Annotated in this window: 21 protein-coding genes; 8 read left to right on the top strand and 13 right to left on the bottom strand. The window is 70.9% G+C overall.

From position 1 onward, the window contains the following. Positions 1-16: 16 nt before the first annotated feature. The 6 genes from ACGF8B_RS06915 to ACGF8B_RS06890 all read right to left on the bottom strand — a co-directional run bounded on the left by ACGF8B_RS06915 (position 17) and on the right by ACGF8B_RS06890 (position 6,839). The gene (locus tag ACGF8B_RS06915) at positions 17-1,210 is read right to left on the bottom strand and encodes a hypothetical protein (RefSeq protein WP_392735441.1); all 1,194 of its coding nucleotides are present in this window, start codon (positions 1,208-1,210) and stop codon (positions 17-19) included. Then, a complete protein-coding gene (locus ACGF8B_RS06910; protein WP_392735440.1) occupies positions 1,210-2,019 on the bottom strand; it encodes a polysaccharide deacetylase family protein in 810 nt (269 codons plus the stop codon). Before ACGF8B_RS06910 ends, ACGF8B_RS06915 begins: the two co-directional genes overlap by 1 nt. 352 nt (positions 2,020-2,371) lie before the next feature. Beyond that, on the bottom strand, positions 2,372-2,887 hold the full coding sequence (locus tag ACGF8B_RS06905) for an ATP-binding protein (RefSeq protein WP_392735439.1): 516 nt from the start codon (positions 2,885-2,887) through the stop codon (positions 2,372-2,374). A 251-nt stretch (positions 2,888-3,138) separates the two neighbouring features. After that, positions 3,139-3,906, bottom strand: coding sequence for an enoyl-CoA hydratase/isomerase family protein (locus ACGF8B_RS06900; RefSeq protein WP_392735437.1), 768 nt, complete (start codon positions 3,904-3,906; stop codon positions 3,139-3,141). 249 nt (positions 3,907-4,155) lie between these two features. Then, positions 4,156-5,400, bottom strand: coding sequence for an Ig-like domain-containing protein (locus ACGF8B_RS06895; protein WP_392735435.1), 1,245 nt, complete (start codon positions 5,398-5,400; stop codon positions 4,156-4,158). Positions 5,401-5,612: 212 nt separating this feature from the next. Then, a complete protein-coding gene (locus ACGF8B_RS06890; protein ID WP_392735433.1) occupies positions 5,613-6,839 on the bottom strand; it encodes an Ig-like domain-containing protein in 1,227 nt (408 codons plus the stop codon). A gap of 153 nt (positions 6,840-6,992) precedes the next feature. On the opposite strand from ACGF8B_RS06890, the gene glgX reads away from it, so the two are divergent. After that, positions 6,993-9,215 carry a glycogen debranching protein GlgX gene (gene glgX, locus ACGF8B_RS06885; protein ID WP_392735431.1) on the top strand — a complete coding sequence of 741 codons (2,223 nt, stop codon included), beginning with the start codon at positions 6,993-6,995 and terminating at the stop codon, positions 9,213-9,215. A gap of 66 nt (positions 9,216-9,281) precedes the next feature. On the opposite strand, the gene ACGF8B_RS06880 is transcribed toward glgX, so the two are convergent. Genes ACGF8B_RS06880 through ACGF8B_RS06865 form a run of 4 tightly spaced genes read right to left on the bottom strand, consistent with a single transcriptional unit; the run spans position 9,282 to position 12,993 of the window. Then, on the bottom strand, positions 9,282-9,932 hold the full coding sequence (locus ACGF8B_RS06880; protein ID WP_392735429.1) for a response regulator: 651 nt from the start codon (positions 9,930-9,932) through the stop codon (positions 9,282-9,284). A 19-nt stretch (positions 9,933-9,951) separates the two neighbouring features. Further along, positions 9,952-11,265 carry a sensor histidine kinase gene (locus ACGF8B_RS06875; RefSeq protein WP_392735427.1) on the bottom strand — a complete coding sequence of 438 codons (1,314 nt, stop codon included), beginning with the start codon at positions 11,263-11,265 and terminating at the stop codon, positions 9,952-9,954. Positions 11,266-11,297: 32 nt separating this feature from the next. Beyond that, entirely contained in the window at positions 11,298-12,089 is a 792-nt protein-coding gene (locus ACGF8B_RS06870) for an ABC transporter permease (protein WP_392735425.1), read from the bottom strand. Between the two features lies 1 nt (position 12,090). After that, positions 12,091-12,993, bottom strand: coding sequence for an ABC transporter ATP-binding protein (locus tag ACGF8B_RS06865; RefSeq protein WP_392735423.1), 903 nt, complete (start codon positions 12,991-12,993; stop codon positions 12,091-12,093). A gap of 208 nt (positions 12,994-13,201) precedes the next feature. Here ACGF8B_RS06865 and ACGF8B_RS06860 point away from each other — a divergent pair, with 208 nt between their 5' ends. The 5 genes from ACGF8B_RS06860 (at position 13,202) to ACGF8B_RS06840 (ending at position 19,921) form a co-directional block, all read left to right on the top strand. Beyond that, positions 13,202-15,040 carry an ABC transporter ATP-binding protein gene (locus ACGF8B_RS06860; protein WP_392735420.1) on the top strand — a complete coding sequence of 613 codons (1,839 nt, stop codon included), beginning with the start codon at positions 13,202-13,204 and terminating at the stop codon, positions 15,038-15,040. Beyond that, on the top strand, positions 15,037-16,917 hold the full coding sequence (locus ACGF8B_RS06855) for an ABC transporter ATP-binding protein (RefSeq protein WP_392735418.1): 1,881 nt from the start codon (positions 15,037-15,039) through the stop codon (positions 16,915-16,917). Before ACGF8B_RS06860 ends, ACGF8B_RS06855 begins: the two co-directional genes overlap by 4 nt. A gap of 210 nt (positions 16,918-17,127) precedes the next feature. Further along, the gene (locus ACGF8B_RS06850) at positions 17,128-17,871 is read left to right on the top strand and encodes an FHA domain-containing protein (protein WP_392735416.1); all 744 of its coding nucleotides are present in this window, start codon (positions 17,128-17,130) and stop codon (positions 17,869-17,871) included. Beyond that, positions 17,868-19,406 (top strand): serine/threonine-protein kinase, encoded by a 1,539-nt coding sequence (locus ACGF8B_RS06845; RefSeq protein ID WP_392735413.1) that lies wholly within the window; start codon positions 17,868-17,870, stop codon positions 19,404-19,406. Before ACGF8B_RS06850 ends, ACGF8B_RS06845 begins: the two co-directional genes overlap by 4 nt. Before the next feature lie 119 nt (positions 19,407-19,525). Further along, positions 19,526-19,921, top strand: coding sequence for a peptidase inhibitor family I36 protein (locus tag ACGF8B_RS06840; protein WP_392735411.1), 396 nt, complete (start codon positions 19,526-19,528; stop codon positions 19,919-19,921). 60 nt (positions 19,922-19,981) lie between these two features. On the opposite strand, the gene ACGF8B_RS06835 is transcribed toward ACGF8B_RS06840, so the two are convergent. Beyond that, a complete protein-coding gene (locus ACGF8B_RS06835) occupies positions 19,982-20,194 on the bottom strand; it encodes a ferredoxin (protein ID WP_392735409.1) in 213 nt (70 codons plus the stop codon). Positions 20,195-20,197: 3 nt separating this feature from the next. Next, positions 20,198-21,403, bottom strand: a complete 1,206-nt coding sequence (locus ACGF8B_RS06830; RefSeq protein WP_392735407.1) for a cytochrome P450 — start codon at positions 21,401-21,403, stop codon at positions 20,198-20,200. 160 nt (positions 21,404-21,563) lie between these two features. Here ACGF8B_RS06830 and ACGF8B_RS06825 point away from each other — a divergent pair, with 160 nt between their 5' ends. After that, a complete protein-coding gene (locus tag ACGF8B_RS06825; protein ID WP_392735406.1) occupies positions 21,564-22,268 on the top strand; it encodes a helix-turn-helix domain-containing protein in 705 nt (234 codons plus the stop codon). A gap of 56 nt (positions 22,269-22,324) precedes the next feature. Here the strand turns inward: ACGF8B_RS06825 and ACGF8B_RS06820 are convergent, their stop codons facing one another. Continuing rightward, positions 22,325-23,404: a serine hydrolase domain-containing protein gene (locus ACGF8B_RS06820; protein WP_392735498.1), complete on the bottom strand. Its 1,080-nt coding sequence runs from the start codon at positions 23,402-23,404 to the stop codon at positions 22,325-22,327. A 223-nt stretch (positions 23,405-23,627) separates the two neighbouring features. Between ACGF8B_RS06820 and ACGF8B_RS06815 the strand changes: the two genes are divergently transcribed. Continuing rightward, positions 23,628-24,287 (top strand): TetR/AcrR family transcriptional regulator, encoded by a 660-nt coding sequence (locus tag ACGF8B_RS06815; protein ID WP_392735404.1) that lies wholly within the window; start codon positions 23,628-23,630, stop codon positions 24,285-24,287. Positions 24,288-24,309: the final 22 nt, after the last annotated feature.

The raw sequence follows: 24,309 nt of genomic DNA, 5'->3' as shown, positions 1-24,309 counted from the left end.
CGCGGTGGCCCGGCGGTCAGCGGAAGACGCCGGTGTGGCCGAGCGAGTACCGGCCCGGCTGCGGGTAGACGGCGAGTCCGTGCGGGCCGCTGCCCACCGGGATGCGGGCGAGCTGCTTGCCGGTGGCGGTGTCGATCGCGTACACCTCGGCGTTGTAACGTCCGCTCAGCCAGAGGACCTTGCCGTCCGCCGAGACCCCGCCCATGTCGGGGCTGCCGCCGCCGGGCAGCCGCCATTTCTTCGCCAGCTTGCGCTGCGCGAAGTCGAAGACGGAGATGCTGCCCTCGCCGCGGTTGGAGATGTACATCTCCTTGGAGTCACGGCTGACGTAGAGGCCGTGGGCTCCCTTGCCGGTGCGCAGCAGCTTCGGGGTGGTGAACTTCCTTCCGTCCAGTACCCAGATCCCGTCGGCGATCATGTCCGCGATGTAGAACGTCCCGCCGTCCGGCGACAGTTTGACGTCCTGCGGCATCGCGCCCTTGAGCGGCAGCTTCTGCTGGGCGACGACCTTCATCTTCGCGGTGTCGACCTTGAGGAGTTCGCCGGAGAACTCGCAGGAGACGATGAAGTACCGGCCGTCGGGGGTGAAGTCGGCGTGGTTGACGCCCGCGCAGTCGACCGGGACGGTCTTGGCCGTCTTCATGGTGTGGGCGTCGCGGAAGACCAGCTGACGGTCCATCGAGGCCATCACCACGGCGTACTTGCCGTCCGGGGTGAAGTAGAGGTTGTACGGGTCGGAGACCGGCACCGTGCGGCCGGTCTTCCCGGTGGCCGGGTCGATGGCGGTGAGGCTGTCGCCGATGTCGTTGTTGACCCAGAGGGTCTTCAGGTCCCAGGACGGGACGACGTGCTGCGGCTGGCGGCCGACCTTGATGGTTCTGATGACCTTGTACGTCGCGGGGTCGATCACGGTCACGGTGTCGGAGTTGGTGTTGGGGACGTACACCCGGGACGGGAAGTCCTTGACGGCCGGTGACAGCTTTCCCGGCCGGTCGGCGGAGTAGACGTCCTTGGCGTCGAGCACCGGGGGCATTCCGGGGAGCCCCGGCGGTGCGGGCGGGGTGAGGCGTTCGGGCTCGACGGGTGGCGCGGCGGCCTCGCTGCCGACGGCCTGGACGTTCGCCTTCTCGGCCGAGGTGCCGCAGCCGGTGAGTACGGCCAGCAGCACGCCCCCGAGCAGGGCCGCGGTGTGCTTGGTGGAGGGAGACATCAGGTCAGCAGCTCCGTGGTCGTCACCGCGCGCAGTCGGCGGCGGTCGATTTCGGTGAGGAGGAGAGGCAGGGCGGCGACCGTGTCCGCGTAGCCGAAGTGCAGGCTCACCACCGATCCGTTGCGGATCTCCCCGGCCACCTTGCGGGTGACGGCCGCGGCGCCGGGAGAGGTGAAGTCGAGGGAGTCCACGTCGTAGGAGAGGACGTGCGGGTAGCCCGCCCGGGCGGCCAGCCGCTGGACGAGCGGGGTGGCGTACCGGGTGCGTGAGGGCCGGAACCAGGTGCCGATGGAGCCGGTGAGTCTGCGCAGCCGCTGGGCGCAGCCGTCGATCTCCGCGTACGCCTGGGCCTCGCCCATCGTGGAGATGTCCACGTGGTGCTGGGTGTGGTTGCCGAGTTCGTGGCCGCCGTCGAGGATGCGCCGGGCCATCGTGGGGTGTTCGTCGAGCCAGCTGCCGACGGCGAGGACGGTGACTTTGACGTGTGCCCGTTCGGCCTCGGCGAGCACGGTGCGGGCGACGGCGGGGTCGCCCTGGCCGTGGAAGGTGAGGGCGACGCGGGCACGGTCGCGGGGGCCGTGGTCGATCTGGACCGGCTGTCCGGGGAAGCGGTGCGGTCCGGGGGCGGGGGACGGCGGCCGGGTGGTCGCGTCGGCGGGGCGCTTCGGGCTCACCGTGCCGGTGACGGTCGTGGCCGGTGGGCCGGCGGTGTCGTGGTCCGCGCATCCGGTGAGGACACCCGCGAGGGCGGCCCCTGCTCCCGCGCGCAGGGCGCTGCGGCGGGGCACCGGAGTGTCGGAGGCGTTCATGTGCAGACACAGTAGGGGCGGAACGAGGAGAAAATAACAATTTAGACATATGGGCGAAGCGAATGAATCGCTCACCGAATCCCATAAATATTCATACTTTTGCAGGCAAGTGACCCATCACACCTGCGATTCACCTTGGAAATGTCTGACTATGACAGCGAATGTCCCACTTGAGGCTTTGGCGAAGAGGTCGCCCGTCTGCCATAGTCGGTCACACGACCGCATGACCCGAGCCCGGTCGTCACAAGCGGCCGTGAACACACCCCCCATTTCACGGCCCCCACACAGCAGCCCCCGAAGCGCCCCACCACGGCGGACCGGGGGCTGCTGTGCGTCCGGGCACCGGCCGGGGTCAGCGGTCGGAGATCCGCATCTCGAACCAGGTGGTCTTGCCCCGCGGCAGCAGATCCACGCCCCAGCGGTCGGAGAGCTTGTCGACGAGGAAGAGGCCCCGCCCGCTGACGTCCATCTCCTGGACCGGCATCAGGCAGGGCAGCCCGCGCGAGGGGTCGCGCACCTCGATCCTGATCCAGCCCCGGCGGCGCAGCATCCGTAACCCGAACACCCGGGCGCCGGTGTGGCGCACCGCGTTGCCGACGAGCTCCGAGACGAGCAGCACGGCGTACTCGGCGGTCTGCGGGGAGAGCGCCCACTGGCGCAGCACCACGCACGAGGTGAGCCGGCGGGCGGTGGCCGCGGACTCCGGACGGGAGGGCAGCCGGACTTCGCCCTCCGCCGGATTTCCGAACAACTCCAGCGCCTTGAACGCCTGTTCGTCCTCGACGACCGGCATCCAGCGCGCCGCTGTCGCACCACCGTGCGGTCGCGGCTGTTCCACACCCTCCAGGCCCGCCATGGAGACCATCATGGCCGCAAGACGGGTGCCCCGTGGCCGTTCCGGAGGAATCCGCCCCCCGGAACACACCGTTCCGTGAGTGTCGTCAGGCATATGCCGGTGGCAGAATGCGACCTGCCAAAGCCCCGCTGACCTGCGTGAACACCCCCTCGGATGGCGGTTGACCGGGCCATCGGGGAGCCGGACCCCAAGGTTGCCCCAAGGCCCAGCCAATCCGCCCGCACGGATGAACGCGCGTCAGTCTGTGCCCAACTGGCGTTCGGTCAGAGGAATTTGGCCTTGCCCGGTCCCTCTTCGACGAAGCTGCGCATTCCGCGCTCCCGGTCCTCGGTGGCGAACAGTCCGGCGAACCAGTTCCGCTCGATCGTGAGCCCGGTGTCGATGTCCGTCTCCAGGCCGGCGTCGATGGATTCCTTGGCGGCACGCAGCGCCAGCGCCGGCCCCTTGGCCAGCCCGGCGGCCCAGGCGTGCGCCTGCTCGTACACCTCTGCGGCGGGCACCACCCGGTCCACCAGACCGATCGTCAGGGCCTCCTCGGCCCGCACGTGGCGGCCGGTGAAGATCAGGTCCTTGGCCCGGGACGGGCCGATCAGCCGGGCCAGGCGCTGGGTGCCGCCCGCGCCCGGGATCAGCCCGAGCAGGATCTCGGGCTGGCCCAGCTTGGCGTTGTCGCCGGCGATGCGGAAGTCGGCGCAGAGCGCCAGCTCGCAGCCGCCACCCAGCGCGTAGCCGGTGACGGCGGCGACGACCGGCTTGGGGATCCTGGCCACCGCGGTGAAGGAGTCCTGGAGCGCCTTGGACCGAACGACCATCGCCGTGTGGTCCATCGCCTGCATCTCCTTGATGTCCGCGCCCGCCGCGAACACCTTCTCGCCGCCGTAGAGGACCACGGCGCGCACGTCGTCGCGCCGGGTCGCCTCCTCGGCGAGTTCACGCAGCCGGTCCTGGGTGGCGACGTCCAGGGCGTTCATGGGCGGGCGGTCCAGCAGGATCGTGCCGACGCCGTCGCGTACTTCGAGGTTTGCGGTCATGAGAGGCAGGTTAGACCGACCGGCAACTGGGGGGTGGGAGAAGGAGCGGGACTGGGTGCGTGCGACTGCAAGGCGGAGGATTGAGGCATGGCGGAGCCATGGTGATTGACGACAACGCCGCAGACGCGCGTGCCCAGCCCCGCGACGCCGCCCCCCAATTGCCGGTCGGTCTCAACTGCCGCTAACACGAGCGGGCCCGGTGCTGTTGGTCACAGCACCGGGCCCGCTCCGTACGGCTTGCGCGAAGGACTACTTGGTCCACTCCGACCAGGACATGTTCCAGCCGTTGAGGCCGTTGTCCGGCTGGATCGTCTTGTCGTGCGAGTTCTTCACGACCACGACGTCACCGATGAGCGAGTTCTCGAAGAACCAGCCCGCCGAGGTCGTCTTGCTCCAGGCGCCGCGCTCGTCCTGCAGACCGACACAGCCGTGGCTGGTGTTGGTCGAACCGAAGATGCCGGACGCGCCCCAGTAGTTGCCGTGGATGAAGGTGCCCGAGGTGGACAGACGCATCGCGTGCGGCACGTCCTTGATGTCGTACTCGCCGCCGAAGCCGACGGTGTCACCGTTCATCCGGGTCACCTTGAGCTTCTCGCTGATGACCATCTGACCGTTGTACGTGGTGGTCGCCGGGGCGCCCGCCGAGATCGGGATGTCCTTGATCTGCTGATCGTCGCGGACGACCTTCATCCGGTGGGTGTTCGCGTCCACCGTGCTGACCTGCTTGCGGCCGATGGTGAAGGAGATCGTCTTGGCCTGCTTGCCGTAGACACCGGGGCGTCCCTCGACACCGTCGAGGTTGAGCTTCACGGTCACCTTGGTGCCCGCGGCCCAGTAGTCCTCGGGGCGGAAGTCGAGCCGGTCGTTGCCGAACCAGTGGCCCTCGACCGGGACGTCCGGCTCGGCCGTCACCTTGATGGCCTTCTCGACCGCCTCCGGGTCGGTGATGCCGCGGGTGAAGTGGATCGAGACAGGCATCCCGACGCCGACCGTGGAACCGTCCTCCGGGGTGTACTGCCCGATGAAGGTGTTCTGCGGGACCAGCGTGGTGAAGCTGGTGTCCTTGGCCGACTCAAGGCCCTTGGAGTCCTTGGCGACCGCGTGGACCTTGTACTTGGTCGCGGCGGCCAGATGCTGGTCCGGGGCCCAGCTCGCGCCGTCGGCCGCGATCTTGCCCGCGACCTCGGTGCCCTTGGGGTCGGAGACCTTGACCGTGGTCAGCTTCCCCTGGTCGGCCGAGACCTTCAGCGCCCCGTTCGTCGCGACGGAGTCCGCGCCGTCCTTCGGCGCGACGGTCACCACGGCCTGCGAGGCCGAGGTGTCCTCGGCCTTCCCCGCGCCGCCCTTGCCGCCGCCCGCGTCGTCTCCCCCGCCGCACGCCGTCACCAGCAGCAGCAGTGCGCCCATCACCAGAGCCAACAGTCCGGTGGACCCTCGCCCGCCCCGTACGCCGTTCGCCCCGGCCGATGTCCCCGATATCGGCTGCCCGTTCAATGTGGTCGTCTCCCCTCACACGGCCTGGCCCCGCCAAGGCCCCGGGAGCCCGAAGGCTCCTCCCCCGCGCGCTGCATATGCACGCTCAGCGAAAGATAATCACACCGGCCGTGTGGAAATGACCCCCCGGATGTCACCGTTCAGTCCCAAGTTGTCCCGGGACTTCTGCCAGGTGGCACGGGACTCCGGGGGCGGGGCGGCCCGACGGGGCCTCAGCGCAGGGCGGAGCCGGCCCTCCACCGGTTCCAGTCGAGATTCCAGCCGCCGAGCCCGTTGTCCGGTGCGACCTTCTTGTCCTCGGAGTTGACGACCTCGACCACGTCGCCGATGAGCGTGCGCTCGTAGAACCGGCCGGCCGGGGTGTCGTCGCCGCCGCCCCGTACGTCCTCCAGCCCGACACAGCCGTGGCTGACGTTCTCCGAGCCGAAGATGCCCTCGTCCGACCAGTAGTTGCCGTGCAGGAAGGTGCCGGAGTCGGTGAGCCGGATGGCGTGCGGGACGTCCTTGATGTCGTACTCGCCGCCGAAGCCGACCGTGCGGCCGTCCATCCGGGTCACTTCACGCATCTCGCTGACCACCATCTTCCCGTTGTACGTGGTCGTCTTGCCCGCGGCGCCCGCCGTGATCGGAATGGTGGAGACGAGTTCCCCGTCGCGGCGCACCTCCATGGTGTGCGCGGCCGCGTCGACCAGGGACGACTGCGAGCGGCCGATCTCGAAGACGACCTTCTTGTCCTGGGTTCCGTACACGTGCGGCGCGCCCTCCACGTCGCGCAGCGCCATGTCGACGGTCACCTCGGTGCCCGGCTTCCAGTACGTGGCGGGGCGGAAGTCGAGCCGGTCCGCGCCGAACCAGTGCCCCACCACCTCGACCGGCGGTACGGCCGTCACCCCGATGGCCTTCTGGACGGCCGCGCGGCGGGTGACCGGCCGGCTGAAGCGGAAGGAGACGATCATCCCGGTGCCCACCGTGGACCGGTCCTCCGGCCTGAAGTTGCCGATGAAGCGGTGTTCGGGCACGAGCGTGGTGAAGGTGGTGTGGCGGGTGGTGCGGTTGCCCGAGCCGTCCACGGCCACCGCGTCCACGGTGTACTCGGCGCCGAGCCTGACCCGCCCCTCGCTCCCCCGGGGCTCCCAGGAGCGCCCGTCCCGCGCGATGTCGCCGGGCACCGCCCGGCGCCGCGCGCCCTCGGTCCGGGTCACCTCGACGCTCCGCAGCCGCCCGCCGGGGACCTTCACCGCGAGCCGCCCGTCCGGGCCGATGTTCTTGGCCCCGTCCCGCGGGGTGACCTGGATCCCGCCCTGCGGCGGGCCCGCCGACCCGCCGAAGATCGATCCGGTGCCGGTGCAGCCGGTCAGTACGGCCAGTACGACGAGCAGTCCCGCCCATGTCGGCGCGGCGGCCCTGCCCGCCACCGCCCTCTTCGCTACGTGGTTCACGCCCTCCCAACGACGGGGCCGGTCGCGGGAAACGTGAGTGCGGGCGCCCGGGTGGGCAGAGAACAGGGGGAGGACCACCCTTGGGGAGCCGCGGCCGGGGCGCGGTGCGCTCCTTTCCGGTGCCGGTCCCCACGAGCCCCGGGAGGCGATCAGGTGTCGGGCGCAGCCGAGCAGGAGGCAGTGCGGGAGCCGGGTACGGCCGCCGGGCGCCGGGTCGCACGGGGGCGGTCGCCCGCCGTGTGGCCCGGCGCCCCGACCCCGCTGGGGGCCCGTTTCCGGGTCGGCCCCGACGGAGTCGCGGGCACCAACTTCGCGCTCTGGGCCGGTGGTTCGGACTCCGTCGAGCTGTGTCTCTTCGACGAGGACGGGACCGAGCGCCGGTTCGCGCTGACCGAGCTGACCCATGAGATCCGGCACGGCTTCGTACCGGGAGTGCGGCCGGGGCAGCGCTACGGCTACCGGGTGCACGGCCGCTGGGATCCCTGGACCGGGGCCCGCTGGAATCCGGCGAAGCTGCTCCTCGATCCCTACGCCCGGGCGGTCGACGGCACTTTCACCCTTCCGCCGGAGGTGTACGGCCATGTGAGGGACTGGCCGCAGCAGCAGGTCGCCGACACCGTCCGCGACGAACGGGACTCCGCTCCGCACGTTCCCAAGGGGGTCGTGGTCCATGACGACGACGACTGGGCCGAGGACCACCGGCCGAAGACCCCGTGGGCGGACTCCGTCATCTACGAGCTGCATGTGCGCGGCTTCACCGAGCGGCATCCCGGCATCCCCGAGGAGCTGCGGGGCACGTACGCCGGTCTCGCCCATCCGGCGGCCGTCGGGCATCTGCTGCGGCTCGGGGTGACGGCGGTGGAGCTGCTGCCGGTGCACCAGTTCGCCCACGAGGACCATCTGCTGAGGCGCGGTCTGCGCAACTACTGGGGCTACAACTCGATCGGCTACTTCGCCCCGCACGCCGACTACTCGGCGAGCGGCACGGCGGGCGGCCAGGTCGGCGAGTTCAAGCGGATGGTCCGGGCGCTGCACGACGCGGGGATCGAGGTGATCCTCGACGTGGTCTACAACCACACGGCGGAGGCGGGCGAGCTCGGTCCGATGCTGTCGCTGCGCGGCATCGACAACCGCGGCTACTACCGCCTCCAGCCCGACGCCCGCCGCTACGCCGACTACACGGGCTGCGGCAACACCCTGCACGTGGTCCAGCCGCACGTACTGCGGCTGATCACCGACTCGCTGCGCTACTGGGTGACGGAGATGGGCGTCGACGGCTTCCGCTTCGACCTGGCGGCCGCGCTGGCCCGCTCGATGCACGACGTGGACATGCTCTCGCCGTTCCTCGCGGTGATCGCCCAGGACCCGGTGCTGCGCCGGGTGAAGCTGATCGCCGAGCCGTGGGACGTCGGCAGCGGCGGCTATCAGGTGGGCGCCTTCCCGCCGCTGTGGACCGAGTGGAACGACCGCTACCGGGACGCCGTGCGGGACTTCTGGCGCGGCGCCCTGCCCGACGTACGGGACCTGGGCTACCGGCTGACCGGGTCCAGCGATCTCTACGCCTGGGGCGGCCGGCGCCCGTACGCCTCGGTCAACTTCGTCACCGCGCACGACGGCTTCACCCTGCGCGACCTGGTGAGCTACGAGCAGAAGCACAACGAGGCCAACGGCGAGGGCAACCGGGACGGTACGTCCGACAACCGGTCCTGGAACTGCGGCGCCGAGGGCGAGAGCGAGGACCCCGCCGTCAACGCGCTGCGCCGCCGCCAGCTGCGCAACCTGCTGACCACCCTGCTGCTGTCGACGGGCGTGCCGATGCTGGTCGCGGGCGACGAGATGGGCCGTACGCAGGGCGGCAACAACAACGCGTACTGCCAGGACAACGAGACCGGCTGGCTGGACTGGTCGCTGCTCGAACAGCCCGGCTGGCGGGAGCTGACCGAGCTGACGGCGCGGCTGCTGCGGCTGCGCCGCACCCACCCGGTACTGCGCCGCCGGGCCTTCTTCTCCGGGCTGCCGCAGGCGGCGGACGGGCTGCGGGACCTGGCGTGGTTCACCCCGCGGGGTACGGAGATGACCGAGGGCGACTGGTACGCGCCGGCCGCCACGGTCGGGCTCTTCCTCTCCGGGCGCGACATCCCCGGGCGGGACGCACGGGGCGAGCAGATCACCGACGACAGTTTCCTGGCGATCCTGCACGCCGGTCACCGCCCGGCCGGTTTCCGGCTCCCCGGATCGCCGTGGGCGCGGAGCTACGAACTGGTCCTGGACACCTCGCGGGAGGACCAGACCGCGGCCCCCGGCACCGTCCACCCGGGAGACGGAACGCTCACCGTGCCGCCCAGGTCGGTGCAGCTGCTGCGGGTGGCGCGGTGAGCGGAACCGGGGCCGGGGTCGGGGTCGGGGCCGAGGCCGAGGCCGGGGCCGGGGTCGAGGCCGGGGTCAGCCGAGGATGCCCCGGTCGTAGCCGATCGCCACGGCGGCGGCCCGGTCCTTGGCTCCCAGCTTGGCGAAGATGTGGGTGAGATGGGTCTTCACGGTCGCCTCGCTGATGAACAGCTCGGCGGCGATCTCCCGGTTCGACGTGCCCTTCGCGACGAGCTCCAGCACCTCGCGCTCACGGCCCGACAGCGCCTCGCTGCCCGCGGCCGCCGGGGTCCGCACCCGTGAGATGAGCCGGGAGGCGACGGCGGGCGAGAGCACGGTGCGGCCGTCGGCGGCGGCCCGGACGGCGGTGAACAGCTCGTCGCGGGGCGCGTCCTTGAGCAGATAGCCGGTCGCCCCGGCCTCGATCGCGGGCAGCGTGTCGGAGTCGGTGTCGTACGTGGTGAGCACCAGCACCTTGGACCGGGCGCCGCGACCGGCCAGCTCCGCGATGGCGGCGACCCCGCCGCCGCCCGGCATCCGCAGGTCCATCAGGACGACATCGGGATCCAGCCGGCCCACCATCTCGACCCCCTCCACCCCGTTCGACGCCTCCCCCAGCACCCGGAACTCCGGGGCCGAATCGAACATGCCGCGCAGACCGTCCCGTACGACGGGATGGTCGTCGACGACCACGAGTGTGATGACGCGTGCGGGTTCCTGAGCCATGGCAGACCAACCGTACTGGTCATCGGCCGTACGGGACCAGTGGCACCCGGGCGCTGACCGCCGTGCCCCGGCCCGGTTCCGTCTCCACCTCGACCGTGCCCGCGACGCGCTCGGCGCGGGCCCGCATGCCGCCGAGCCCGAAGCCGCCCGCACCGCCGGCCGGCGGCAGGGCGGACGGGTCGAAGCCGCAGCCGTCGTCCCGTACGTCCAGGGTGAGTTCGTCGCCCATGAACGACAGCGTGACCCCGGCCCGGGCGGCCCCGGCGTGGCGGCCGACGTTGGCGAGGGCCTCCTGCGCGATCCGCAGGAGGGTGGCGGCTATCTCGTCGTGGACCGGCTCGACGGTGCCGGTGACCGTGAACTCGGCCCGGACCCCGAGACGTTCCGTCCAGTCGGTGACCGTGCGCTTCAGCGCCCCCGGCAGGTCGTCGTGTTCCAGTGCCGAGGGGACCAGGTCGTGGACCGAGCGGCGGGCCTCGCCGAGGCTGTGCCGGGCGAGCGCGGCGGCGCGGTCCAGATGCGTCCGGGCCAGCGCCGGGTCGCTCTCGCCGATCGAGGTCACCACCTGGAGCTGGGCGATGATGCCGGTCAGGCCCTGGGCCAGGGTGTCGTGGATCTCGGCGGCGAGCCGGCGGCGCTCGTCGGCCACGCCCGCCTCACGGGCCTGGACCAGGAGTTGGGCGTGCAGCCCGGCGTTCTCCGCCAGGGCCTGTTCCAGGCGGGCGTTGGCCGACTCCAGTTCGGCGATGGTGTCGACCTGGGTGCGGGCGTGGTGGGCCTCGCGGTCACCGATCCTGGCGAAGACCATGGTGAGGGTTCCGTGCAGGCCGAGCAGGGCGACGAAGGCCACCCAGTCCATCGCGGAGACCGGCGGCAGGCCGCTGCCGCACTGCGCGCCCGCCATGATGACGGCGGTGGCCAGCAGCCCGGGGCGCACCGCCCGGGCCGGGAGCAGCCGCCCGGTGTCGAAGTACCCGAGGATCGCGTACACGGAGAAGAACGGGTTGCACCAGGTCAGCGCGAAGGCGATCAGGGTGCGGGCGACGTAGTAGCACTGCGGCGTCCGCGACCTGGGGACGACCGCCAGCCCGAACCGCCCCCACCAGAGCTGGAGGGCGAGGGCGACGGGCACCAGCACCGCGGCGGCGTACACGTCCGCGCGGTCCATGATGATCGGGGCGCTCACGGCCGAGACGAAGGTGCTCAGGCCGAGGAACCCGTAGGGCCCGTACCGGAAGAACCGTTCCCAACCGTGCTCGGCGTTCACCGTGTCGTTCCGGTGTGCCGTCGCCGTGTCGTTCCGGTGTGCCGTCGCCGTGTCCCACGCCTTCATGGGGTGCAGTCTCCCCGTCCCCGGCGTCCCGGTCACTCCCAGCGGAAGAGACGGGCCGCGAGGAAGGTCACCAGAGCCGTCCACAGTGCCATCACGCCGAGCTGGGCGAGGCCGGGCCAGCCGCCGGACGCCGCCCGGTCCAGCGCCTCGGAGGCGGCGCCGAACGGGGTGAACCGGACGATGGTGCGCAGGGTGTCGGGCATGCTCTGCACCGGGATCCAGACCCCGGCGGTGAACATCATCAGGAGGTAGACGACCGAGCTGATGGCGGCGGACGCCTTGGCCGTACGGGCGAGGGCGCAGAGCAGCGAGCCGAGCGCCAGCACGCTCGCCACGGCCAGCAGCAGCGCCGCGGCGTAGCCGAGCGGCTGCCCGGGCAGTGCGACGCCGAAGCCGATCCGGCCGACGGCCATCGCCAGTGCGGCGGAGCCGAGGGCGGCGACGCCGTGCAGGGCGATCTGCGCGGTGAGCAGCGCGGAGGGGCGTACGGGGGTGGTGGACATCCGGCGCAGGATGCCGCGTTCGCGGTATCCGGTGAGGACCGGCGGCATGGCCTGGAGCCCGGCCATGATCATGCCCAGCAGCACCGCCACCGGTACGTAGAGGTCGATGACGCGCCGTCCCGCGAGTTCGTCGGTGTGCTCCCGGAAGGAGGGGATGAGGCCGAGGATCGTCAGCAGCACGGTCGGGAAGGCCATGATCCAGAACAGGCTGCCGGGTTCGCGGAGGAAGAGCCGGATCTCGGAGCGGAGCACCGCGCGGTGCGCGGAGGCGGCGGAGGCCGTCGCGGGGGCCGTCGCCGGGGCGGGGTTCGCCGTGGTCATCTCAGACAGCCTGTTCTGTGAGGTCGAGGAAGGCGTCGTCGAGCGTCGCCTCGGAGACGCGGAGCCGGTGCGCGGTGATGCGGTGCCGGGCCAGCAGGGAGATCACCGCGTTGACCGTCTCGTCGGTGCCGCTGATGACGATCCGGTCGTCCTTGCGCTCCAGGGAGGCCGCGCCGGGCAGTTGCTCCAGCTCGGTGTCGGTGAGCGGCCGCGAGGGGGTGAAGGAGATGACCGTGGAGCTGCCCGAGCTGCCGATCAGGCCCGACGGGCTGTCGAGGGCGACGACCTTCCCCTTGTCGATGACGGCGATCCGGTCGCAGAGCTGCTTGGCCTCCTCCATGAAGTGGGTGACCAGCAGGACGGTGACTCCGCTGTCGCGTACGTCCTCGATCAGCTTCCAGGTGTCCCGGCGGGCCCGCGGGTCCAGTCCGGTGGTCAGCTCGTCGAGCACCACCACCCGGGGTCTGCCGACCAGGGCGAGCGCGATGGACAGCCGCTGCTTCTGGCCGCCGGAGAGTTTGGCGAACCGGGTGCCGTACACGGTGTGCAGGCCGAGCCGTTCGGCGAGTTCCCGCCAGTCGGCGGGGTCGGGGTAGAAGGCGCTGTACAGTTCGAGCGCCTCGGACACGGTGAGTTTGGGCTGGAGTTCGCTCTCCTGGAGCTGGGCGCCGAGCAGCCCGGTGACCCGGTCGTGGTCGGCGACGGGGTCGAGACCGGCGACCCGGACCTTGCCCGCGTCGGGGATCCGCAGCCCCTCGACGCACTCGACGGTGGTGGTCTTGCCCGCACCGTTGGGGCCGAGGATCCCGAAGATCTCCCCCTCGTCGACGGCGAAGCTCACGCCGTCGACCACGGGGCGCCCGGCGTAGGACTTGCGCACCCCGTCCACTTCGATGATTGCCATGTCCACGAGCATCGGGGCGCGGCGGCCGGCGCACCATCGTCCATCGCGCTCGAAACGGCATCGGCCGATCGGTTGATACGGGCTACGACCTGCGGGCGGGCCACCACCTGCCGACGGGCCGCGACCTGCGGGGCCGTGCCCCGGCGGGCGTCGGTCGGCCGGAAAACCACATGAGCGGTGTCAGGGGTGAACCGTAGTCTCGGCTGTGATGCCAGAAAAACATGCAGAGCCCAAGGATCGGTCCACCGCTCAGTCCCTGTTGCGGCTGTGGCCCTATGTGAAGCCGGTGCGGCACCGGCTGTTCGGTGCCGCGCTGGTGGCGGTCGCCGCGTCCTGTATCGCCCTGGTGATCCCCCTCGTACTGAAGTGGATGGTCGACGGCCCGGTGGCGGACCGGGATCCCGGCGGGGTCTGGCTCGGGGCGCTGTACCTGCTGTTGCTGGGCATCGGTGAGGCCGCGCTCTTCGGGGTGCGGCGGTGGATGGTGGCGCGGCCGCTGGCCGGGGTCGAGGCGGCGATGCGGGCCGATCTGTACCGGCATCTGCAACGGCTTCCGGTGGCCTTCCACGACCGCTGGGCGTCGGGGCAGTTGCTCTCGCGCGCGACCACGGACCTGATGCTGCTGCGTCAGTTCCTGGCCTTCCCGCTGACGTTCCTGCTGGTCAACGGGGTGACGATCCTGATCGGCTTTGTCATTCTGCTGATGCAGCAGTGGATGCTGGGGCTGGTGCTGCTCATTCCGGTCGTGCCGCTGATGATCATCTGCTCGGCCTTCGAGACGAAGTACTCGATCGTGGCGCGCAAGGCCCAGGACCAGGTCGGCGATCTGACGACGGTCGTCGAGGAGAGCGTGCTCGGCATCCGGATCATCAAGGGCTTCGGCCGGCACCGCAGCCAGGCCCGCACCTTCCGCGCCCTCTCTCAGCGGCTGCGCGCCACTGAGCTGGGCAAGGCCCGGCTCCTGGCGGCCATCTGGGCCGCGATCACCGTGATCCCGGAGCTGGCCATCGGCGCGGCACTGGTGCTCGGCACCGTTCAGGTCGCGGACGGCGAGCTCTCGGCGGGCACCCTGGTCGCCTTCCTCTCCACCGCGCTCGCGCTGCGGTGGCCGGTGGAGTCGATCGGCTTCCTGCTGGCGATGAGCCAGGAGTCGGCGACGGCGACCGAGCGGTACTTCGAGGTGATGGACGTGGCCGAGGAGAACGACACGTCCGGCGCGGAAGGTCCTGTCGCGGGCGGCGGCCCTGAGCGGGGCGAAATGGTCTTCGAGGGCGTGGAGTTCCGCTATCCCGACGCGGAGCCCGGCTCCGTGCCCGTGCTGTCCCGGATCGATCTGCGGATCCGGCCCGGCGAGACGATGGCCCTGGTCGGGGCCACGGGTTCCGGCAAGACAACGCTCACCGCCCTGGTCCCGCGGCTGCACGAAGCCACCGCGGGGCGGATCACGCTGGACGGTACGGACATCACCGCCATGACCCGGGAGCAGCTGCGCGAGCTGGTGTCGGTGGCCTTCGAGGAGCCGACGCTCTTCTCGGCGAGCGTCGGGGAGAACGTGCTGATGGGCGGCGAAGGAGCCGGGGAGGACGAGCTGCACAGGGCACTGGCCGTCGCCCAGGCGGACTTCGCGCACGAGCTGCCCGAGGGCGTCGGCACCCAGGTCGGCGAGCAGGGGCTCAGTCTCTCCGGCGGCCAGCGGCAGCGGCTCGCGCTGGCCCGCGCGGTGGTCGGCCGGCCGCGCTTCCTGGTGCTGGACGATCCGCTCTCCGCGCTGGACGTGCACACCGAGGCGCTGGTGGAGGCCGCTCTGCGGCGGGTGCTGGCACAGACCACGGCGATCGTGGTCGCGCACCGGCCGTCCACCGTGATGCTCGCGGACCGGGTGGCGCTGCTCTCGCGGGGCCGGATCGCCGCCGTCGGCACCCATCAGGAACTGCTGCGCAGCAGCCCCGAGTACGCCTGGCTGATGTCGGGCGCCGAGGGCGCTCCGGACGCGGCGGACACGCCCGCCGAGGACGCCTTCCCCGCCGAGAAAGGCCTCACCCGATGACCAGTACGACGAGCACGGACCACGTCCCCGCCGAGCCCGGCGAGAACACCGAGACCGCTGAGAACGCCGGGGCCGCCGAGGCCGCCGGGGACCGGTTCGACCGGGACGATCTGCCCACCCCGGCCGGGGCGACCGGGGCGCTGCTGAGGTCGCTGCTGCGGCCGTACAAGGCCCGGGTGGTGGTCGCCGCGCTGCTGCTGCTGGTCCAGCAGGCCGCGGTGCAGGCCGGACCGCTGCTCGTGGCGTACGCCATCGACAGCGCGGTGCCCGCCTTCCGGGACGAGCGGTACGGGCCGCTGATCGCGGTGGCGGTCGGGTACGCGTTGTGCTCGGCGGTGGCCGGGGGCATGCAGTACGCGTTCATCCGGGTCTCCTCCCTGCTCAACCAGGACGTGCTGCTCGATCTGCGCGGACGGATCTTCCGTCATGCGCAGGCGCTCAGCGTGGACTTCCACGAGCGCTACACCTCGGGCCGGCTGATCTCCCGTTCCACCACGGACGTGGAGTCGCTGCGGGAGCTGCTCAGCGAGGGGCTCCAGGAGCTGATCGGCGTCATCCTGTCCTTCGTCTCCATCTCGCTGATGCTGCTCTGGCTGGACTTCGGCCTGGGCGCGCTTGCCGTGCTCTCCCTCGTACCGCTGTATCTGCTGGTGCGGCGCTTCCAGCGGCGGGCCGGGGTGCTGTATTCCGGGCGGTCCACGGCGATCGCCGCGGTCATCGTGAAGTTCGCGGAGACGATGAACGGCATCCGTCCCGTCCAGGCGTTCCGCCGCGAGCCCGTCAACGACGCGCACTTCGAGGACCTCAACAACACTCACCGGTGGGCGAACGGCTCCGCGATGCTGGAGATGGCGCGGTACGTCGTCGGCTCGCGGCTGGTCGCCAACACGGCGGTCGCCGGAATCGTGCTGTGGGGCGCGTACCGGGTGGCCTCGGGCACTCTGGCGCTCGGTGTGCTGGCCGCGGCCGTGCTCTATCTGCGCCGGCTGTACGACCCGATCGACCGGCTCGGCATGTTCCTCAACTCCTACCAGTCGGCCGCGGCCTCGTTGCAGAAGATCGCGGGGCTGCTGGCCCAGACCCCGTCCGTCCCGGAGACGTCGAGCCCGCGCGAGCTGCCGTCCCTGACCGGTGAACACCCGGGCCGCGAGGTCGTGTTCGACCGGGTGCGCTTCGCCTACCGCACCGGCGGCGAGGTGCTGCCCCGCTTCGACCTGACGATCCCGGCCGGCCAGACCGTCGCCGTGGTCGGTTCGACGGGAGCCGGCAAGTCGACGCTGGCCAAGCTGCTGGCCCGGTTCTACGACCCGACGGACGGGCGGGTGCTGCTCGACGGCACGGACCTGCGGGACCTGGCGGTGCCGGAGCTGCGGCGGGGTGTGGTGATGGTGACCCAGGAGGCGTTCCTGTTCTCCGGGACGGTCGCCGAGAACATCGCGATCGGCAGCCCGGACGCGACCCGCGCGGAGATCGAGCAGGCGGCCAAGGCGATCGGCGCGCACGACTTCATCAGCGGGCTGCCCGACGGGTACGACACGGACGTACGCAAGCGGGGCGGCCGGATCTCGGCCGGTCAGCGGCAGCTGGTCGGCTTCGCCCGGGCCCTGCTCGCCAACCCTGCGGTCCTCATCCTCGACGAGGCGACCAGCTCCCTGGACGTCCCCGGCGAGCGGGCGGTGCAACGGGCCATGGACACGGTGCTGCACGGCCGCACCGCGGTGGTGATCGCCCACCGCCTCTCGACGGTGGAGATCGCGGACCGGGTCCTGGTGATGGAGCACGGCCGCGTCGTGGAGGACGGCGCCCCCGCCGAACTCATCGCCGGCGCGGGCCGCTTCGCGGGGCTGCACCGGGCGTGGCGGGAGAGCCTGACGTGACACAGCGGGAAGGGGCGGGCGGAGCGCGGCGGGCCGCGCTCCATGTGTTCAGCACTGAAGCCGAATGCATGATGCGCATTCGATTGAACGGGAATTCGCCGTTTCTGGCCATTCTCCGCGCCTTCTGATATCGGTACGCCGCTACCGACTGATTTTGATCATTCCCCGCCGCTACCATTCCTCTGGTTCCCTCGGGGGAAGGAATGGCACATGTACAGCATCATCGTGGTGCCCGCGAACGGCTCCGGACCTGCCGACCAGATCCGTCTCGAACCCGGCGAGACACTTGCGTTCGGCAGGAATTCGGCTCCTCCGGCAGCGGGCCACCGCCATCTCACCATCGAGCACTGCGGGGTCTCCCGCACGGCGGGCGAGATCACGGCGTCGGTGGCGTTCTGGACGCTCAGCAACCACAGCGCGCGGCAGACGTACGTCGTGGAGAACCCGGAGGGGGCCGGCGAGCACATCAAGATCGCGCCGGGTCGGGTCGGGGCGCCGATCCCGTTCGAGTTCTCCCGTGTGGTGCTTCCCGCCGGCGGTGATCTCCTCAACTTCGACGTCTGGGCGCCGCGCCACGACTACGCCGACCTGCCCGCCGAAAGGTCCGGGGGCGAGGCCACCGCCCTGGCCTTTCCGCTGGACCGCACCAAGCGCTATTTCCAGGTGCTCGCCGCCCTGTGCGAACCGCGGCTTCGCGGCGAACCCCACGCGCCATTACCGACCGTCGACCAGGTGACCGAACGGCTGCGTCCCGTCTGGCCGGCCGCGGGCCGCGCCTCGGTGCAGTGGAACATCGACTATCTGGCGGTCAAGCTCCGCCTCAAGCAGCCCCCGGAATCCGCCGCGAGCGGCCCCCGCCTCAACGGGAAGAAGGAGACGCTGGTCGCCCTCGCGCTGCGCTTCGACCTGGTGAGCCAGGACCAACTGGACGTGCTCGAAGAGCCGACGCCATGACGGCGGGGGAACATCCCACCGTCCCGGTCCCGGCCGGCTATCGCATCGGCCGCTGGGAAGTGCGCGAACCTCTCGCCTCCGGAGCGTTCAGCAGTGTCTACGCCGCACGGGCCACCGGCCCCGGTTCCGGCTCCGCCGACGGGCTCCCCGCCGACGCGGCGCTGAAGATCCTGACCACCGGCACCCGGACCCCGCGCCAGCTGAACCACCTCCAGGAGCTGGCCCGTCGCGAGCTGGAGATCCACCGCAGGCTCCAGCACCCGCGTCTGATCCGGATGTTCGAGGCGCAGACCATCGACGATCCCGGACGCCCGGCGCTGGACGGCGCCACGGTCCTCGTACTGGAGCGCGCCGCGGGCTCCGTCGAGGACCTGCTGGGCCGCTCCGGTGCCGGGCCGCTGCCCGCCGCGCCGGGTCTGCTCGCCCAGATCTGTGAGGGGGTCGCCCAGATCCACCGGGCGGGCTGGGTGCACGGCGATCTGAAGCCGGCCAACGTCCTGCTGATGGCGGACGACTCCGTCCGGCTGGGGGACTTCAACCTCGCCTCCGAGATGGAAGGCACCCACGCCTACGCACCGGTCTTCGCGACACCCGACTACACCCCGCCGGAGCTGCTCTGGTCGGAGATCTCCGAGCAGGGCCGGCAGATCCGCCCCACCGCCGACATCTGGGCCTTCGGCATCCTCGCGCACCTCCTGCTGACCGGGTCGCTGCCGCTGCCCGGCGGCACCCCCGCGGCCCGCCGGGACAGCCTGCTGCGCTACGCACGCGGCCGGGAGGAACTACGGCTCTCCGCCCAACTCCCCGAGGTCTGGCGGCCGATCGTCACCGACTGCCTCGCGCGCAGCCACGAGGACCGCGCGGTGCACGACGCCGGTTCCCTGCTGCGCCGGGTGGAGGCCGCCGCGGGCACCGGCCCGTCCCCCCGCCTCCCCCGTCTCCGCCCCCGCAGGGTGCCCCGCCGGGTGTGGGCCGCCGGCGTCGCGGCCGCGCTGATCGCCTCCGGCAGCGCGTACGCGCTGCGCGACCGGCCGCAGGATCCCGCGCTGTACGGTGCCGAGGAACTGCGCACGGACCAGGGCGTCCCCGTCGAGTACCGCGGTCTGATCGTGGATGCCGCGCACACCTGCGAGAGCCGTGACGTCACCCCGGCGCTGATCGCCGCGCTGCTGAAGACCGAGTCGGACTTCGACCCCGCTCTCGCCGATCCGGCCAAGGACGAGTACGGCATCGCCCGCTGGACGCCCGACGTCCTCTACTACTGGCTGCCCGAAGGACAACGCCCGGCCAGGGTGAAGGACTTGAAGCCCCCCTTTCCCCCGAAGACCTCGATCCCGGCCGTCGGCCGCTACCTGTGCGACATCTCCCGCACCCTGTCGAAGGACGTGCGGGGCAACCGGAAGGTGGCGGTGGCCGCCGCCTACCGGACCTCGGTCGAGCTCGTCAACGACGCCGCCGGCGTCCGCCCGCAGGAACGCGCCTACGCCACGGAGATCGAGCGCCGACTGGACCAGTACACGCCGGGCGATGGCTGACGGAGCGGCACGGGTACCTCGGATGTCCGAGGTACCGCTTCGGGCTGCGGCACCGCATCGTTGCAGCTGTGCGCCGGTACAGGGGAACGGCGCAACCCGAAGCACTGAAGGAGCCCGTCATGAAGACATTCCGTACGCTGCTCACCACCGCCGCGACCATGGCCGCCGGTGTCGCACTGGTGATGACACCCGGTACGGCCGAGGCGGCACAGAAGGCGTATGACTGCCCGAGCGGCTATGTCTGCCTGTACACCAAGAGTGGCGGAACCGGCCAGCGCTGCTACACGGACATCTCGATCAAGCGGTGGACGACTCCGTCCTGCAACACCGTCAAGTTCCAGTCGTCGTTCAACAACGGCACGGTGGCCGGTGGGGTCAACCACGTCCACGCGTACACGGAGTACTCGTACGGCGGGGGTGACCACCATCTCGTCCGCGGCAACAAGGGCCGCCTGACCAGCGACGAGCACCCGACCGGCATCAGCATCAAGTCCATCAAGTGGACGTCGAGCTGACCTGACCGCCGCGCCGGTCACGGCCGTCGGGGCGAGTGACGGCCGTTCCAGGGCGACCGTCTACGGAGCCGGGGCGCCGGGGTCCGACAGGACGATCGCCCCGGCCGGGCACAGGTCGACGGCCCTGAGGACCGAGTCCCTCGTCCCGGCGGGCGGCTCGGGCCGCAGCACGATCGCCCTTCCGTCGTCCTCGTCCTGGTCGAACACCTCACCGGCGGTGTACACGCACATTCCGGAGCCGACGCAGCGCCCGGCGTCCACCGTGATCCTCATCGCTCACGCCTCCCAGGTGACCGGGAGGCTCTTCACCCCGTAGATGTCCGCGGTCTCCGGACGCAGGGCGACCTCGGCCGGCGGTACGGCCAGGCGCAGCGCGGGAAAGCGGTTGAACAGGGCGGGGAACGCGACCTTCATCTCGACCCGGGCCAGTTGCTGCCCCAGGCACTGATGGATGCCGTGCCCGAAGGCCAGGTGCCCGCCGCCCTGCCTGCGGAGGTCGAGCGCGTGGGGATCGGCGAAGCGCCCGGGGTCGCGGTTGGCGGTGTTGTACGAGAGGATCACCCGCGATCCGGCCCCGATGGTCGTGCCTCCCACCTCGACGTCCTCCAGCGCCGTCCTCATGAATGTCTTGGCGACACTGAGGTACCGCAGCAGTTCCTCCACGGCCCGGTCGGCGAGCGCGGGATCGGCGCGCAGCGCGGCAAGTTGCTCCGGGTTGCGCAACAGCGCGAAGGTGCCGAGGGACAGCATGTTCGCGGTGGTGTCGAGCCCGGCCGCCAGCAGGAGCAGGGCCATCCCTCTCAGTTCCTCGTCGGTCAGATCGCTGTCGGCGAGGTCGCTGAGCACGTCGTCGGTGGGGTTCGCGCGCTTGGCGGCCACCAGTTCCGCGAGGTAGTTCTGGGTCGCGGTGTAGGCCGCGATCATGTCCTCGTCGCTGGTCTCCCCGTTCATGAACGAGTCGACCTGCTCCTGGAAGGACGCCCGGTCCCGGTACGGCACTCCCAGCAGTTCACAGATCACGATGGCGGGGATCGGCTTGGCGAACGCGGTCACCAGGTCCGCGGACGTCCCGGCCGCCTCCATGGCGTCCAGGTGGTCGGCGGTGATCTGTTCGACGCGCTCGGTGAGCAGCCGCATCCGCCGTACGGTGAACCTGCCCATCAGCGGCTTCCGGTAGCGGCCGTGCCGGGGCTCGTCCATGAGCAGGAACTCACCGGGCGGCGCCGGGGGTGCCTTCATGTCTCCGTAGTCGATGGTCGGATGAAGCATCAGCTCCCTGCGCGAGCTGAACCGCGAGTCGGCCAGGACCGACCTGACCAGGTCGTATCCGGTGATCAGCCAGCCGGGTTCGCCGCCGGGGAAGGTGTAGTGGCTGATGGGGCCGTGCCCGTGGGCGTCGAGCAGCTCCGCCGGCGGGTCGAAGGGGCAGTCGGACCGACGCTCCGTGGGCATCGTCGTGACGGTGTGCAGTAACCCACCCATGATCATTTCCCCCGCCCATCTCGCGATAGTACGCGTTTGGCCATGCCTGAAAGCTACGCGGCATCCAGAATTCCTGTCAATCGACAGAAATGCATCTACGCAGGTCAACGGCCTGAAATTAATGCAATGACGATGCGATCGAATGCAATATCGCGTTGCAATGACTGACAGCGAAAGCAATACTGACGGCATGCCAGGAGAACGGTTGACCCAGCAGGACCGCCAGCGCATCGCGGCCGGAATCGCCGACGGACTCTCCTGCTCCGAGATCGCGCGACGGCTCGGCCGGCCGCCCTCCACGATCAGCCGGGAGATCGCCCGCAACGGCGGCTCCGGCGACTACCGCCCCGACCGGGCGCACCGGGCGACGGGCCTGCGAGCGCGGCGTGGCACACCGGCGCCCCCGCGCGCGGCCGGGTCACCGGGTGACGCGGTGGGAGAGGAGATCATCGAGACGGCGGTCCGGGCGGGTCTGCCGAGGATGATGGCGCGCGTGCACATGGACCTGCTGCTGTCCGAGGAGGGCAGGCGCACCGCGGCCGAACTGACCCGCAGGCTGAAGGTCAGCCCGGCCTCCGTCTCCCTGGCCGTGAACTACCTCGTGCAGCACGGCTATGTCCGGCGCGAACGCGATCCGCGGCGGCGGCGCGATGTCTATGTGATCGACGACGCGGCCTGGTACCGGTCCGTCGTGCTCAGCACCATGCAGACGCTCGAAACGGCGCGGTCCGCGATGGCCATGGCGGAGGCGTCCGGCCCGGACAGCCCCGTGGGGCAGCGGATGGCCAGGGCGGGGGCGTTCCTGGAGCGGGTCAGCCTGGACATGATGGAGTCGGCCGACCGCTGGCGCGGCCTCCTGGAGTGAAGGGGCCCCGGCGAACCCCGGAAACCGACAGGGCCACGGTCCGGCGGGCGGCGCCGTCAGCCGTACATCGCCACGCGGTGAAGCGTCGCGAGCGCGTCGTCGATGGGGTGGGGCTGCGGCCTGCCGGAGGAGTCGAGCCTGTTCCACCTCTGCGTGTTCACCGCGACCGCCAGCTGCCGCTTGCCGTCGGCGCGGATCACGGCCAGCGCCCCACCACCCCAGACCGTGCCGCCGTGGCCCCAGAAGGTGCTCCGACCGGGCTCCTCCATCGGGTACAGGCCGAGGCCGTAGTCGATCGTCCTTCCCTCCTGGGAGATGACCGGGACGGTGCGCCGCATCTGCGCCAGCGACGAGGGACCGACGATCTCCCCGGCCAGCAGCTTGCCGAAGAAGCGGTTGAGGTCGCTGACGGTCGATATGAGCGAGGCCGACGGTCCCACCCATGACATGTCGAAGACGCTGTAGTCGCGCGGCGGGTCGATCATGCCGAACCACGCCTCGTAGAGCTTCGAGTGCGGCCCGTCGACGTGCGGTCCGGCGGGGAACCCCGTGTCCCGGAGCCCGGCGCGCTCGATGACGTTGCGGGTGATGTACCGCTCGGCCGTGGTGCCGGTCACCTGCGCGAGGAGTTCGCCGAGCAGCAGGTAGTTGGTGTTGGAGTACAGCCCCGGAACACCACCCGGGGGGCCGAAGGCGGGCGCGGTGACCCCCATCCCGATCAGTTCGACGGGGTCGAACCGCGTGAGCCGGTGGTCGTCCAGGCTCTGGGGTCCGGTGCGCGCGAGGTCGGGGAACGCCTTGAGGGACGGATAGGCGTAGGGGAGGTATTCGGCGAGGCCGCTGGTGTGGTCGATCAGCATCCGGACGGTGATCGCGTCGCCGCGTTCTCCGGGGACCAGCTTCGGGAGGTACCGGCCGATCGGTGTGTCGAGACCGATCCGGCCGCTCTCGACCTGTTGCAGAACCGCGGCGGCGGTGAAGGTCTTGGTGATGCTGCCGACCCGGTGCCGCATACCGGCGTCGACGGGGCGACCGGTGTCGACATCCGCGACCCCGGCGGCGCCGCGCCAGACCTGGTCACCGTCCCGCACCTCGGCGAACAGGCCCGGCACCCCGGCGCGGTGGACGTCCTCCATGGCGGCGTCCAGCGCCGCGCGATCCAGTGAGCTCTTCACGTCATGCGTCCTTTCGTGATCCCCGGGGCGGACTCCGCGTCGGTCACCGACCCGGACGAGCCGCCCCGGGCAACAGGGCACGAGTGGCGTGCCGGCCCGCCCGGCACACTCATGTCCTCATTATGCACGCGGTGCGTGCAACACCAAGTGCACAGGTAGGCTGGGATTCGGCGAGAGGAGCGGGATGGCAGCCCGAAGGCGTTGGTCGACCGACGAGATCCTGGACGCGGCGGCGGAACTGCTGCGCGCGGGCGACGCGGATTCGTTCAGCGTGCGCAAGCTCGCGGCGACGCTCGGAACGGATTCCTCCAGCCTCTACCGGCACTTCCGCAGCAAGACCGAGCTGCTGCGCGCGGTCGCCGACCGGATTCTGCTGGCCGCGATGGACGACTACCGCCCCGAGGGGGACTGGAAGCAGCGCATCACGTCTCTGGCCCTGCATGTGAGAGAGGCATTCGGACGGCAGCCCCAGCTCGCGGCGGTCTGGGGGCGCTACGCGTCAAGCGGCACGGGTTCCCGGATGATCATGGAAGAGGTGCTGCACGCGCTGCGCACGTCGGGGCTGCCCGACGAGGAGATCCCGGCGTGCTACCACCGGATCGCGGTCCTCATCGCCGCGCTGATCGCCTCCGAGGCCGGGGTCAGCACCGTCACCCCCGAAGAGCACGAGCAGGGCATGGAACTGTTCCGCGTGGCGGTCCTGGGCGCCGACCCCGAACGCTTCCCGACCCTGGCCCGCTTCGCCCGCGACGTCCGTCCCCTCGGGGCGGATCGCCGCGCCGCGTTCGAAGAGATCCTCGCCGCCCAACTCGCCCATGTCGAGGCCTCGGTCCGCGCGCGCTAGCCGACCGTTCCGCCGCTCGAAA

Source organism: Streptomyces sp. NPDC047917 (assembly GCF_043204345.1).
Classification (GTDB): domain Bacteria; phylum Actinomycetota; class Actinomycetes; order Streptomycetales; family Streptomycetaceae; genus Streptomyces; species Streptomyces sanglieri.
Note: the sequence above shows the minus strand (reverse complement) of the source record. Positions and strands in the feature narration are given on the sequence as shown.

Coding starts and splice junctions, on each gene's coding strand:
- ACGF8B_RS06820 (WP_392735498.1), bottom strand. CDS start 23,404: ATGGAGGACGTCCACCGCGCCGGGGTGCCGGGCCTGTTCGCCGAGGTG.
- ACGF8B_RS06830 (WP_392735407.1), bottom strand. CDS start 21,403: ATGGGTGGGTTACTGCACACCGTCACGACGATGCCCACGGAGCGTCGG.
- ACGF8B_RS06850 (WP_392735416.1), top strand. CDS start 17,128: ATGTACAGCATCATCGTGGTGCCCGCGAACGGCTCCGGACCTGCCGAC.
- ACGF8B_RS06910 (WP_392735440.1), bottom strand. CDS start 2,019: ATGAACGCCTCCGACACTCCGGTGCCCCGCCGCAGCGCCCTGCGCGCG.
- ACGF8B_RS06880 (WP_392735429.1), bottom strand. CDS start 9,932: ATGGCTCAGGAACCCGCACGCGTCATCACACTCGTGGTCGTCGACGAC.
- ACGF8B_RS06860 (WP_392735420.1), top strand. CDS start 13,202: ATGCCAGAAAAACATGCAGAGCCCAAGGATCGGTCCACCGCTCAGTCC.
- ACGF8B_RS06855 (WP_392735418.1), top strand. CDS start 15,037: ATGACCAGTACGACGAGCACGGACCACGTCCCCGCCGAGCCCGGCGAG.
- ACGF8B_RS06865 (WP_392735423.1), bottom strand. CDS start 12,993: ATGGCAATCATCGAAGTGGACGGGGTGCGCAAGTCCTACGCCGGGCGC.
- ACGF8B_RS06840 (WP_392735411.1), top strand. CDS start 19,526: ATGAAGACATTCCGTACGCTGCTCACCACCGCCGCGACCATGGCCGCC.
- ACGF8B_RS06835 (WP_392735409.1), bottom strand. CDS start 20,194: ATGAGGATCACGGTGGACGCCGGGCGCTGCGTCGGCTCCGGAATGTGC.
- ACGF8B_RS06915 (WP_392735441.1), bottom strand. CDS start 1,210: ATGTCTCCCTCCACCAAGCACACCGCGGCCCTGCTCGGGGGCGTGCTG.
- ACGF8B_RS06825 (WP_392735406.1), top strand. CDS start 21,564: ATGACTGACAGCGAAAGCAATACTGACGGCATGCCAGGAGAACGGTTG.
- ACGF8B_RS06875 (WP_392735427.1), bottom strand. CDS start 11,265: ATGAAGGCGTGGGACACGGCGACGGCACACCGGAACGACACGGCGACG.
- ACGF8B_RS06905 (WP_392735439.1), bottom strand. CDS start 2,887: ATGATGGTCTCCATGGCGGGCCTGGAGGGTGTGGAACAGCCGCGACCG.
- ACGF8B_RS06870 (WP_392735425.1), bottom strand. CDS start 12,089: ATGACCACGGCGAACCCCGCCCCGGCGACGGCCCCCGCGACGGCCTCC.
- ACGF8B_RS06815 (WP_392735404.1), top strand. CDS start 23,628: ATGGCAGCCCGAAGGCGTTGGTCGACCGACGAGATCCTGGACGCGGCG.
- ACGF8B_RS06845 (WP_392735413.1), top strand. CDS start 17,868: ATGACGGCGGGGGAACATCCCACCGTCCCGGTCCCGGCCGGCTATCGC.
- ACGF8B_RS06900 (WP_392735437.1), bottom strand. CDS start 3,906: ATGACCGCAAACCTCGAAGTACGCGACGGCGTCGGCACGATCCTGCTG.